General features: G+C 28.3%; 9 protein-coding genes and 1 pseudogene. 8 read left to right on the forward strand and 2 right to left on the reverse strand.

Annotation, left to right across the window (positions count from 1 at the left end; translation table 11 throughout):
- Positions 1-163: 163 nt before the first annotated feature.
- The gene (locus Q0F58_RS13245) at positions 164-2056 is read left to right on the forward strand and encodes a clostripain-related cysteine peptidase (RefSeq protein ID WP_294377390.1); all 1893 of its coding nucleotides are present in this window, start codon (positions 164-166) and stop codon (positions 2054-2056) included.
- Between the two features lie 155 nt (positions 2057-2211).
- On the opposite strand, the gene Q0F58_RS13250 is transcribed toward Q0F58_RS13245, so the two are convergent.
- Complete coding sequence (locus Q0F58_RS13250; protein WP_294377391.1) at positions 2212-2694, reverse strand: methylated-DNA--[protein]-cysteine S-methyltransferase; 483 nt, start codon at positions 2692-2694, stop codon at positions 2212-2214.
- A gap of 145 nt (positions 2695-2839) precedes the next feature.
- On the reverse strand, positions 2840-4318 hold the full coding sequence (locus Q0F58_RS13255) for a GH25 family lysozyme (RefSeq protein ID WP_294377392.1): 1479 nt from the start codon (positions 4316-4318) through the stop codon (positions 2840-2842).
- A gap of 379 nt (positions 4319-4697) precedes the next feature.
- Here Q0F58_RS13255 and Q0F58_RS13260 point away from each other — a divergent pair, with 379 nt between their 5' ends.
- The 7 genes and pseudogenes from Q0F58_RS13260 (at position 4698) to Q0F58_RS13290 (ending at position 12992) form a co-directional block, all read left to right on the forward strand.
- A complete protein-coding gene (locus Q0F58_RS13260) occupies positions 4698-6884 on the forward strand; it encodes a DNA topoisomerase III (protein WP_294377393.1) in 2187 nt (728 codons plus the stop codon).
- A gap of 111 nt (positions 6885-6995) precedes the next feature.
- Positions 6996-7202 (forward strand): annotated as a pseudogene (locus tag Q0F58_RS13265) (ATP-binding cassette domain-containing protein); the annotation flags it as partial.
- Positions 7203-7224: 22 nt separating this feature from the next.
- On the forward strand, positions 7225-7560 hold the full coding sequence (locus tag Q0F58_RS13270) for an ABC transporter permease (RefSeq protein ID WP_294377394.1): 336 nt from the start codon (positions 7225-7227) through the stop codon (positions 7558-7560).
- An 87-nt stretch (positions 7561-7647) separates the two neighbouring features.
- Positions 7648-8532, forward strand: a complete 885-nt coding sequence (locus Q0F58_RS13275; protein WP_294377396.1) for a helix-turn-helix transcriptional regulator — start codon at positions 7648-7650, stop codon at positions 8530-8532.
- Positions 8533-8977: 445 nt separating this feature from the next.
- On the forward strand, positions 8978-10360 hold the full coding sequence (locus tag Q0F58_RS13280; protein WP_294377398.1) for a dicarboxylate/amino acid:cation symporter: 1383 nt from the start codon (positions 8978-8980) through the stop codon (positions 10358-10360).
- Between the two features lie 324 nt (positions 10361-10684).
- The gene (locus Q0F58_RS13285) at positions 10685-11560 is read left to right on the forward strand and encodes a cation diffusion facilitator family transporter (protein WP_294377399.1); all 876 of its coding nucleotides are present in this window, start codon (positions 10685-10687) and stop codon (positions 11558-11560) included.
- Positions 11561-11867: 307 nt separating this feature from the next.
- Positions 11868-12992: an iron-containing alcohol dehydrogenase family protein gene (locus Q0F58_RS13290; protein ID WP_294377402.1), complete on the forward strand. Its 1125-nt coding sequence runs from the start codon at positions 11868-11870 to the stop codon at positions 12990-12992.
- Positions 12993-13215 lie beyond the last annotated feature (223 nt).

Consider the following 13215-nt stretch of genomic DNA (forward strand, 5'->3'; position numbering starts at 1 on the left):
GTTTGTATGTTAATCCTATTTTTTTATTATAAATTACAATTTATACGCACATAATAGTACACTTTTAAAGTTATTTATACACTTCTGTGGAAAATATTGAAAAAAGATAGTAATATTATATTAAATACTTTTCTTAATTAGAATATATATAGGGGTGCTATAAATGAAAAAACTAAAAAATATTGTATTTATACTTGTTTCCATGTTTATTTTTAATTTCTTCACAGGATGTTATGATGAATATATAAATTCAGAAGAAGATACTTGGACAATCTTTATTTACCTGTGTGGTTCTGATCTCGAATCTGAAAGTATGGCTGCAACTTATAATCTTGAAGAAATTAAGCAGGCTTATTTAGGTGATAATATCAATGTTATTATAGAAACAGGAGGAGCCAGCCAATGGTATACATCTGAAATTGAAAATGATAAAATACAGCGTTTTAAAATTGAAGATGGAGAGATGACTATAATTGATGAACAACATCTCAGCAATATGGGAGATTCAGAAACACTAAATGATTTTATTAAATGGGGTATGGAAAATTATAAAAGTGATAAGAATGCTCTTATATTTTGGAATCATGGTTCAGGAAGCATTGGAGGCGTAGCTTATGATGAAAATTATGATTATGATTCACTTGCTTTATCAGAGTTAAAAAATTCTTTAGAACAATGTTCAGATTTTTTAGATGATAAATTTGAATTAATAGGATTTGATGCATGTCTTATGTCTACATTGGAAACAGCAAATATTCTTGAACCATATGCAAAATACTTAATAAGTTCACAAGAATACGAACCAGGTGAAGGATGGGCATATGATGTATGGCTTGAAGCAATTGCAGATGATCCAAGTATGAACGGAAAAGATGCAGGAATTAATATATGTGATTCATATTATGAAAAATGCTCATCTTTAGGAACAGAAGACATGTGCACACTATCTGTCATAGATCTAGCTAAAATACCAGAAGTTATAAATTCATTTAATAATATAGCAGATGACATATATAATATATCTAAAGAACCTTCAGAATTCGTTCAGTTTTCAAGAAATGCTTCCAAATCAGAAAATTATGGAGGAAATTCTGTTTCAGAAGGATATACAAATCTTGTTGATCTTGGAGATTTTATAAGAAATGTAAAAGAAGAAATAGATGATAATACAGATGCTGTAATTGACTCACTTAATAATGCTGTATTATATAAGGTTAATGGATCTAAGAGAGAATATGCAAATGGATTATCAATATATTATCCAATAGACTATAATTCAATAGAAACAACAGAATATGAAAAGATAGCTTTTTCAGATGACTATAAAAATTTTGTGATTGGAAAATATGATGATTTTAAAGAACCAGAAATTGATGAATCCAAATTTTTTGCAAATGCACAGACATATATAAATGAAGATGGATACTATGAGCTGAACCTAAGTTATGATTCTCTTGACTATATAAAAAATGTGTATTGTACAATTTTTCTTCAAGAAGATGAAAATTCAAATGAACTTTTATATCTTGGAAAAGATAATAATTTGTATGGCGATTATGGAACAGGAATATTTTCAGATGCTTTTGAGGGATATTGGCCATCTATTGATGGTATATATGTAAACATGAATATTATAGAAGTGAATGATAATTATAATATATATTCAATACCTGTTTACTTAAATGGAGAAGCAACAAATTTGAGAACAGCATGGATATGGACTGATTATAATAATGGAGAAGGATACTATGAAATAATTGGAACATGGGATGGAATAAGTGCAGAAGGACTTTCTTCAAGAAATGTAAAGCTGCTTCAAAATGGAGATGTGATTGAACCTGTTTATGAAAGTTACGATATGAATACTGATGAAATAATTGAATATATAGGTGATGAAATAGTTGTAAATGATGCTACTGCATTAGAAGAAATTAAATTACCTCAAGGATATTATTACTATGGATTTGAAATAGAAGATATTTATGGACAAACTTTTGATACTGATTTTACTGCTTTTGAAATAGATGAATCCCAAGAAGTATATTCTTTAGAATAAATATTGATTAATATATATGTTGTAATATTAAAATTACACTAAAAAGCTATATTTTTTATATATTAAAGTAAAAAATTGTAATGTAAAAAGATAATTGCAACATATATATCTATATCAAAAAATCTTGCAAAGATTTTATCATTAATTGTAAATTTCTAATTAAAATATATATTATTACTTTCTAAAGCCAAAAGTTTTTTCTTAAAATCAATGCCACCTCCATATCCTACAAGACTTCCATTTGCACCTATTACTCTATGGCATGGAATTACTATTATTATGGGATTTTTATTATTTGCACCTCCAACAGCACGACACGATTTCTCGTTTCCTATTTTTATAGCAATATCTTTGTAAGAACATGTTTTCCCATATGGAATTGTAAGAAGTGCATTCCACACTTTTTTCTGAAATTCTGTTCCTTTAGGTGCAAGAGGAAGCTCAAAGGCTTTCCGTTTTCCTTTAAAATACTCATCAAGCTGATTATAAGCTTTTTTTAAGATATTTGTTTCTTTAACATTTATATTATCCAATTTCAAATTTGAAGAACCAAAAGCAATTTCTATTATAAATCCATCTTCTTCACTTATTGTAATATTGACAAAATCATCATTATTATATGTATAAGTATTAATCATTTTCAAACCTCCCATAAGTCAAATCAATATGAAAAAAAGTAAGAACTTCAGTAAAAAATTATTATTAGTTCTTACTTTTTTCTTATAATACATAAAAACATTTATGTAAAGTAAAAATTATATACGTATTTGCATTTCTATATGATTATAAAAGTATATCATGATTAAACATATCAAAATCAAGATTTCCACCTACACCAGAAATAGTTCCTTTATCAGTATATTGATGACCTGCTTTTGAAGTCCATATGCTGTTTGCTGGAATATTAAAAGGAGAGTTATTATAATTTGCCTCCCATAATGAATATCCTGCAAGTCGTGAATCAAGGTTATTTATGAAGTTTGTATAGGTATATATGCATACGTCCATATTACTATATTTTTTAAATTCATTTATAAATCTTACAGTATAATCAGCAGCAGTGGAAGGACTGACTTCTACGTCAACGCAAGGTTTTAAGTCATTAGGCTTGTCCTTAATGCAGTTATAAAAAAGTCGGGCTTGTTCTTCTGGAGAGCTTGTACCAGTTAGATAATGATAATATCCAACTTTAAGCCCTGCATTTTTAGCACTTTCTGCATTGCCAGCAGCATATTGATCAATGTAATAATTACTTTCAGAAGCCTTCATATATACAACTTTCACACCAGCATTTTTTATAGCATTGAAATCAACATAACCATTATGATTACTTATATCTATTCCTTTGAAAGTGCTTTCAGCAATACCTTTATTTGTACTTTTGTATTCACATTCATCAGTATTTATATTTATATTTTTTTCAGTAAACAATTTATCTATATTGGGTTCAGTCATTCCAGATGGCAGTATTAATTTGCCGTCTTTGTCTAAAGTATAACCATTAACTGTAACATCAGATGCTTTAACACCTTTGTTATCAAAGTAATAGATGTCTTTTCCGATGCCTGTCCAGCCACATCTCATTGCACCAGATGAGTTGAAATAATAATCTTTTCCGTCAATTGTTTTCCAGCCAGAAGACATAGTTCCATCTTCATTTAAATAATATAGATAGTTGTTGTCATAAAACCAACCTTTCTGCATAAATCCTTCATTATTAAATAAATACCATTTATTATTAGAAAGATACTTCCACCCAGTTAGCATTATTCCATCATTTGAAAATAAATATGTATTATCTTCAATTTTAGTAAGACCTTTAGCCATAACTCCATTATCTAAGAAATAATATTTAGAATTGTTAGATGTAATCCATCCAGTCTGTCTTACACCATCAGCATCAGAGTAATAAGTATTGTTTCCTTTAGTAATAAAACCAGTTAAAAGTTTTCCATTTTCATCAAAACAATACCATTTATCATCTATTTCAACCCAATCTTTAGCTGGTTCATTATCAGAAGTATAATAATACTTATTATTATCTATAGTATGCCAGCCTTTTGCTTTTAAATCATCAGAGTTATTTTCCTTTGAAAATGTGTTTTCATTAATAATCTGTTCATTTAAAATAACATTAGTTTCTGAATTAATATTATTAATATCCTGTTCATTATTGTTAGTTTCAACAGCATAAGCTGAAACTGGAACAGCAACACAACATGAAATTATAGCTGCCATTACTAATCTTTTTACTTTATTCATTTCCCGTCTCCCCATTTCATAATATAAAAATCCATATTAATTTAAGTATAGTATATATCTTAAAATTGATAATTAATATTGAATATTTTTACTTATATGTAATATTACAATTAAATATTATATCATATTATGGTTATAAATTAAAAAAAGGAGAAAATTTTAATAATAATTTAATATATATCATGTCACAATTAATGATGAAAGATAAAATCTTAATTACATAGATATACAATATAGTAATAAATAAAATTTTTTAATTACTATAATACTTTAGCCATCCTAATTTTTTAAGTAATAAATTAAGAAGACATTATCAGTTAAAACGTTGTATAATAGTAAAGTAAGTCAAAATTTATTGAACAGTTAATGAGGAGTTAAAATGAGCAAAACATTAGTATTAGCAGAAAAACCTTCAGTAGGAAGGGATTTAGCAAAAGTATTGAAATGTAATATAAACAAAGGTTCATATATAGAAGGACCTAAATATGTTGTGACATGGGCAATGGGACATTTAGTAGGTCTTATGGACCCGGAAGGATATGATAATAGATATAAACAGTGGAGTATGGAAACACTTCCAATGCTTCCTAAACATATGAAACTTACTGTTTTGAAGAAAACAGGCAAACAATATAATGAAGTAAAAAAACAAATGATTAGAAATGATATTTCTGATATAGTAATTGCTACAGATGCTGGAAGGGAAGGCGAACTTGTAGCACGTTGGATAATTGAAAAAACTGGTGTCAAGAAACCTTTAAAAAGATTATGGATTTCATCACAGACACAAAAAGCGATTTTAGATGGATTCAAAAATCTTAAGCCTGGAAAAGAATATGAAAATTTATATAAAGCAGCTGTATGCAGAGCAGAAGCAGACTGGCTTGTTGGACTTAATGTAACAAGAGCTCTGACATGTAAATATAATGCGCAATTATCAGCTGGAAGGGTTCAGTCACCAACACTTGCAATGATTGTACAACGTGAAGATGAAATTAAAAATTTTAGACCTAAGGCCTATTATACAATTGAAGGAAAAACAAAAGGATTTAATTTATCATGGGTGAATAAGGATAATAATTCAAGAATTTTTGATAAAGAATATGCAGAAAAAACTTCTTTAAAATTAAAAAATTCTAAAGGTGAAATTGTGAATATACATGAGGTTTCAAAAAAGAAATATTCACCAGCATTGTATGATCTTACAGAACTTCAGAGAGATGCAAATAAGATTTATGGATATTCTGCAAAGCAGACTCTTAACATAATGCAGAGACTTTATGAAAATTATAAGATACTTACTTATCCAAGAACTGATTCAAGATATATAACTACAGATATTGTTGCAACAATTCCTGAAAGACTTAAAGCGGTTTCAGTTGGTAATTACAGAACTTCAGCACAGGAATTATTGAAAACACAAATAAAAGCAAACAAAAGCTTTGTGGATAATTCTAAGGTAAGTGACCATCATGCAATAATTCCAACTGAAGAACGACCTAATTTATCATCATTATCAAGTGATGAAAGAAAGATATATGATCTTGTAGTAAAGAGATTTTTAAGTGTTATGCTTCCACCATTTGAATATATTCAGACTACAATTGAAGTAAATGCAGAAGGGGAAAAGCTTATAGCTAAGGGAAAAGTAATAAAATCTAAAGGATGGAAAAAACTTTATGATAAAACAGAAGAGGAAAATACAGAAGAAGATATAAGAGAGCAGGTTCTCCCGTCTGTAAATAAAGGTGATAAAGTAACAATTGAAAGTGTAAATCTAAAAAAGGGAGAAACAAAACCACCAGCAAGGTTTACTGAAGCTACTCTTTTATCAGCTATGGAAAATCCTCATAAATATATTTCTGTGAACAAAGAAGCTGCTAAGACGTTAGGTGAAACTGGAGGTCTTGGTACAGTTGCTACAAGAGCAGACATAATTGAAAAATTATTTAATTCTTTCGTTATAGAAAAAAGAGGAAAAGAAATATTTCCTACATCAAAGGGAAAACAGCTCATAGACCTTGTCCCTAAAGATTTAAAATCTCCTCTTTTAACAGCAAAATGGGAAAGTCAGCTTGATGCTATAGCTAAAGGGAAAAAGGATGATCATTCATTTATAAAGGAAATGAAAAATTATTCTGTAGCTCTTGTTGAAGATGTAAAGTGTGCAGACAGTAAGTTTGTCCATGACAATAAGACAGGCAAAAAATGTCCTAATTGTGGTAAATATCTTCTTGAAGTAAAAGGAAAGAATGGTGTAATGAATGTATGTCAAGACAGGGAATGTGGCTATAGAGAAAATGTTTCAAGACTCACAAATGCTAGATGTCCTGAATGTAAGAAAAAGCTTGAATTAAGAGGTCATGGAGAAGGAAAGATATATGTATGTCCAGGAGCAACATGTAACTTTAGAGAAAAGGCTTCTGTATTTGAAAAACGATTTGATAAAAGTGGAAAAGTAGATAAAAAACAAGTAAAAAATTATATGAAAAAACTTGAAAAAGAAGCGCAAAAAGAGGCTATGAATGATAATCCTTTTGCAGCGCTTCTTGGAAAAATAGATTAAAAAATTTTAACCTCCTATCCTGCTTATTGCTCATAAAAGCAAAAATAGTCGAGAGAACTTATTTGTAAATAAGTTATTATTAATAAGCAGAAAAAATAGGAGGTAATTTTTATGAATAATATTGCAATAAAAGTAGAAAAACTCTCAAAATCTTATTCTGGCAACAAGGTTTTGAACAATCTAAGTTTTACTGTAAAAAAGGGAAAAGTTTTTGGCATTTTAGGTGCTAATGGTGCAGGAAAGAGTACATCTATTGAGTGCATTCTTGGAATTCAAAAAGCAGATGAAGGATTCGTTGAAATATTAGGAATGAATCCAATAAATAAGGGGATCTTATTTTATGCTTTTTTGTGGATGGTTTCTTGTTTTATTCTCTATATTAAGTATAGGAATGCTTGCTGGGGGTATAGCAAAAAATACAAAGAGTGCATCAATAATTGCTTCAATTTTATATTTCCCAATGCTCGTATTTTCAGGAGCTACACTTCCATATGAAGTAATGCCGTCATCAATGCAGAGAATAGTAGAAATAATGCCTCTTACTCAAGGAATAAAAATATTAAAGGCTGCAATTATTGGACAATCATTAAATAATTTAATAATTCCAGTATTATTTATGATTATCATTTCAGTAATATGCAGTATATGCAGCATTAAATTTTTTAAATGGGAATAGAAAAGGCAAAAAAAATCGAGATAATATTATTAAAAAAGCTGTATCATAATACTTGTACAAGGACAACAGAATTTCAGGAGGAAAAATATGAAGGAACAGATTATAGCAGTTCAGAAAATGCAGAATTATATTGAAAAAAACATTAATGAAAATATATCACTGACTGATTTGTCTAGAGCATCTTTATTTTCACCATGGTATTCTCATCGCTTGTTTAAGGAATATACCAATTACACTCCTGCAGATTATATACGAAGATTGAAACTATCTAAATCAGCATTAAAATTAAGAGATGAAGAATGCAAGATTATTGATATAGCTTTTGAGCTTGGATTTCAAAGTGTAGAAGGATATCAACGTGCTTTTTCCAGAGAATTTGGATGCAATCCAAGTGAGTATGCAAAAAAGCCTATTCCTATCAGTTTATTTATACCTTATGGGGTTATATATAATGAAATTAGAAAGGAGCATAAAAAAATGAAAGAAGTAAAAAATGTATTTATACAAGTTATCCATAAACCTGAAAGAAAAGTAATAATAAAACGAGGAAAAACTGCTGATGAATATTTTAAATATTGTGAAGAAGTTGGATGTGATGTATGGGGGCTTCTTTCAAGTATACCTTCTATAAGTGGAGAACCAGTATGTATGTGGTTACCAGAAAAATATATAGAACCTGAAACATCAAAATATGTTCAAGGAGTAGAAGTTTCTATTAATTCTCAAATTAAAATACCAGATGGTTTTGAAATAATTCAATTACCAGAATCTGATTATATTATGTTTCAAGGAGAACCATTTTTAGAAAAAGATTATTGCCAGGCAATTGAAGAAGTTCAAGATGCAGTAAAAAAATATAATCCTGAGTCTATAGGATATCAAGTTGATACTGATAATCCTAAAATTCAATTAGAGCCAATCGGTAAAAGAGGATATATTGAAATGATGGCAGTAAAACCAATTAATAGATAGACAAAATTATAACATAAATAATAAGGTAATCATTGTTGCGGCTATAGATTATATAATATAAGAACTATAGCTGCTTTTTATATATAAATATGATAAATATATGTGATACTTAAATAAAAAGTTTAATCCTCAAATAATATCTTTTAACCTCATGCCTGTGGCAAAATTATTTAAAAGTTGACAAAATTCTAGCACTATGATAGTATAATTAAAAAATCCCTTTAAATTGATTCGAGAAATCAGTAAGGAAGTTATAGTATGCTTGCGTAAATCTGTATAAAAATGTATTATGTTGAAAATTATAGTACATGTATAGAATTAATAATATAGTAGTGCATCTTCCTTGGATTCAAGGAAGTTTTTTTATTATATAAAGTATGCTTGACCTTATGTAGTTATTCAGTTTCACAATCAGGGAAATGAGCTAATAAGGAGAATTTAACAAATGAATAAAAAGACTAAAAAAAATGGAAATGAACTAGCAATAAAAATGGCAGTATCATTAGCTTTAGGTTTAATAGCAGGTATAGGATTCATATTCCTCAGAGAATCTATTGGAGCTGACAGCAGCTTATGGATAACATTAAATAATATATTATTTCAAGATATTTCAGCAGAAGGTGCAACAAATTCAATAGGAATATTTTATATATTAGGACAGTTATTTATAAAGGCATTGCAACTTGTAATTGTACCAATGGTATTTACTTCAATAGCACTTGCAATGTGCAAAATAAGTGATACAAAAAAACTTGGACGTATATCTTACAAAACTATTTTAGGATTTTTATCAACTTCAGTTTTTGCACTTTTACTTGCAGGAGTTATAGGTTTTATCATAAAGAATCTGGGATTGTTTACAGCAAATGTTGAAAATGTTTCTGCTCAATCTGGAAATGCAAGTTCTTCAAATCCATTAATGGTAATAGTTAATGCAGTACCAAGTAATATTGCACAGGCATTTTCTTCAAATGGAAGTGTGCTTGCAATAGTTTTTACTGCTGTAGTTACAGGACTGTGCATAAATGCTCTTGGTGATAAAATAAAAATGCTTAAAGATTTATTAGAAGATATAAATTCAATAATAACAGTATTCTTAAGTTATGTTATAACCAAGTTTGGACCTATTGCAATATTTGTTCTTATAACAAGAACATTTGCAATTTATGGAATTGAAAATTTAAAGCCAGCACTTGTTTATGTCATTACAACAGTTGTAGCACTGCTGTTATTCCTTGTATTTGGATATTCAATATTCATAAGCATAGGAGCAAAATTAAATCCTATAAAATTCGTTAAAAAAATAAGTAAAGTTGCATTATTTGGATTTTCAACATCATCTTCAGCTGCAACGCTTCCTTTAAATACTAAAACAGTTACTGAAGAATTAGGTGTAAGTGAAGATGTAGCTTCATTTATACTGCCTCTTGGAATGACAATAAATATGAATGGTACAGCCATAATGCAGGTAATTGCTGCAATATTTATAGCAACAAGTGCTGGATATGATGTTACTGTTTTTAATGTAGTAGTAATAGGATTACTTGCCTTGATTGCTTCAATTGGAACACCAGCAGCACCAGGTGCAGGAGCAATAATACTTTTCACAGTACTTACTGGAATGGGATACAACAATGATACGGCAATTTTAGCGTATTCATTAATTCTTGCTATAAACAGACCTGTAGAAATGCTTGTTACATCACTGAATGTAGTAGGAGATGCAGCAGCATGTATTGTTGTAGCAAAATCTGAAGGAATGCTTGATGAAGATATTTATAATAATGAAAATACTAATAAAGATCTTTCAGATGCAACATTAGCTTAATAAAATTGTAATTATTAAATATAGAAAATACACCTTAAATTTCATTTACGAATCAATACTTTAAGGTGTATTTTTTTCATATTTAAGTGAAGAACTTTTATATAAGTATAACCACTAAACTTAATTTGACATATAGTATGCTATAAGCAAGGATATATATTGATTGGAAGTATAAAAAATCATAATTAAGAAATATCCATAAATAATAATTCATTAATAAATGTGTTCTAATTAACAATGCAAACAGTAATGAACAAATAATTTTTAATCTGAATATATTATTCTTAAACATATAAATGTAATTAAACACAAGGGAGATCATTTATGGAAGAAGAAAGATTAAAGATTGGATTAAAAGTAAGCATAAATACAATAATAGGAAATATAATACTTTCTATATTAAAAGTGATTTGTGGAGTAATAAGTTCAAGTTCAGCAATTATTGCCGATGGAATTCATTCTTTATCAGATGTGTTTACAACAATTGGTGTAATAGTAGGATTAAAACTTTCAAGTAAAAATGCAGATAGAGGGCATCCATATGGTCATGAAAGAATTGAAAGTATAACATCATTATTTTTGTCAATTGTCTTGTTCATTGTAGCAATATGGATTGGATATTGTGGAGTAGAGAATATATTGACAAAAAATTATACTATACCTGGAAAATCTGCAATTGCAGCAGCTATAATTTCAATAGTATCAAAAGAAGCTATGTATTTTTATACCATAAAGTATGCAAAAAAAATAAAAAGCACATCATTAAAAGCAGATGCATGGCATCATAGATCAGATTCCCTATCTTCAATAGGTGTACTTATTGGACTTATAGGTGCAAGAAATGGCTACCCAATTCTTGATCCACTTGCTGCAATAATAATATGCTTAATAATAATAAAAGTATCTTATGATATATGCAGACAGAGTATAGACCAGCTTATAGATGCTTCAGCAGATGATGAAAAAGTAAACATTATTATAGAAAAAATAATAGATATAGATGGAGTAAAAAGAATTGATAATTTAAAAACAAGACAATATGCAAGTAAGGTTTATGTTGATGTTGAAATATCTGTAGATTCTGAATTATCAGTTGAAGAAGGGCATAATATTGCCATGAAGGTTCATAATTATATAGAAGAAGACAGAGATATAAAGCATTGTATGGTTCATGTAAATCCTTATTTAAACAAAAAATAATTAAAATATATATTGCAGCTAACAGCTCAAAATTGATAATTTACAGTTAAGAATAAAGTTTTTACATGTATGAGATAAATTTTAAATATAATTTTAATTTTGCAACATATACACGAGTATTCTTAAGTTTAATATATAAATTCTGGTTAAGAATATTAATGAAAATATTTATTAAATGACAAAAAATGCTGTATTTTGAATGTAAACTTCAAAAAAAGATATTATGTAAAAGAATTTTATAGTGATATAATTGTTGGTAACAAAAATAATATCTGGTCAGATAAGTTGAACGAAGGAGAGATAAATTATGTCAAATTACAGTGTTTTTCTTCCTGATTATAGTGTAGGAGAAGAATGTTATAAAGAAATACCATCAGTAACAAGAAAATATGGAACAACTGCTGTTGTTATTGGAGGAAAAACAGCTATTTCAAAGGCTAAGGAAGAATTGATCAAAGGAATAGAAAACAGCAATGTTAAAATTATAGACTTTGTATGGTATGGAGGAGATTCAAGCTATGAAAATGTTGAAGCATTAAAGAATCTTCCATCTGTTCAAAATGCAGATATGCTATTTGGAGTAGGTGGAGGAAGAGCATGTGATACAGTAAAGATTTTAGGTGATGAAATGGATAAGCCTTTCTTTACATTTCCAACACTTGCTTCAAATTGTGCAGCATGTACAGCAATAGCTGTTGTTTATGATAAAAATGGTACATTTAAAGAATACTATTATTTAAAACAACCATCATACCATACTTTTATAAATACAAAAATAATTGCGGATTCACCATATAATTTATTATGGGCAGGAATTGGTGATGCCTTATCTAAAGAATATGAAGTTTTATTTGCATCAAGAGATAAATTCATGTATCATACTCCACTTATGGGAAAGACAATATCAAAAATGTGTACTGATCCATTAGTTGATTATGGAAAAAAAGCATTAGAAGATTGTAAAAATAATATTCCATCTTTTGAACTTGGACAAGTTGCATTGGACATAATTATCACAACAGGTATTGTTTCTAATTTTGCAACACATGAAGCACAGCCTGATCCAAAGGATGATTATTACTATAATAGTTCATTAGCTCATTGCGTCTATTATGGTTCATCATTAATACCAGCTTGTGAGAAACATCTTCATGGTGAAATTGTTTCGTTTGGGGTTTTATGTCTTCTTACATATGATAAACAATATGAAGAAAGAGATAGAATAATGAAATTTAATCATTCAATTTCACTTCCAATAACTTTAGATGATATTGATATGAAATTAGAGGACATAGATAAAGTCGTTGAAAAATCAATGAATGTAGTTGAGTGGAAATATGTCCCTGGTAATCCAACTGGTGAGTTATTTAAAAAGGCAATTATCGATACACATAAAGCAGGAATAGAATTTAAAAAATCTTTAGAGTTATAAAAATTTATATTGCAATATATTTTTATTGTTTAGCTTATATATAGGTTGCAATTGAAAATAGAAGAAGAATTGAATTTAAGTATTTTTATAGATAAAAATGCTTATGTTCAATTCTTTTTTTAAATTTAAACTTACTGTTTGATAATATTATTTACCAAGTGATCTTGTAAAGCTATTTGATTCTTTAAATTACTAATTTATAGATTCTATTGTAATGGAAGAG

The organism is uncultured Clostridium sp. (assembly GCF_934754915.1).
Lineage (GTDB): Bacteria > Bacillota > Clostridia > Clostridiales > Clostridiaceae > Clostridium.

What these genes read in the sequence shown, in the direction of transcription:
- Q0F58_RS13250 (WP_294377391.1), bottom strand. Translation starts at nt 2,694, where the DNA reads ATGATTAATACTTATACATATAATAATGATGATTTTGTCAATATTACA.
- Q0F58_RS13270 (WP_294377394.1), top strand. Translation starts at nt 7,225, where the DNA reads ATGCTTTTTTGTGGATGGTTTCTTGTTTTATTCTCTATATTAAGTATA.
- Q0F58_RS13260 (WP_294377393.1), top strand. Translation starts at nt 4,698, where the DNA reads ATGAGCAAAACATTAGTATTAGCAGAAAAACCTTCAGTAGGAAGGGAT.
- Q0F58_RS13275 (WP_294377396.1), top strand. Translation starts at nt 7,648, where the DNA reads ATGAAGGAACAGATTATAGCAGTTCAGAAAATGCAGAATTATATTGAA.
- Q0F58_RS13285 (WP_294377399.1), top strand. Translation starts at nt 10,685, where the DNA reads ATGGAAGAAGAAAGATTAAAGATTGGATTAAAAGTAAGCATAAATACA.
- Q0F58_RS13280 (WP_294377398.1), top strand. Translation starts at nt 8,978, where the DNA reads ATGAATAAAAAGACTAAAAAAAATGGAAATGAACTAGCAATAAAAATG.
- Q0F58_RS13245 (WP_294377390.1), top strand. Translation starts at nt 164, where the DNA reads ATGAAAAAACTAAAAAATATTGTATTTATACTTGTTTCCATGTTTATT.
- Q0F58_RS13255 (WP_294377392.1), bottom strand. Translation starts at nt 4,318, where the DNA reads ATGAATAAAGTAAAAAGATTAGTAATGGCAGCTATAATTTCATGTTGT.
- Q0F58_RS13290 (WP_294377402.1), top strand. Translation starts at nt 11,868, where the DNA reads ATGTCAAATTACAGTGTTTTTCTTCCTGATTATAGTGTAGGAGAAGAA.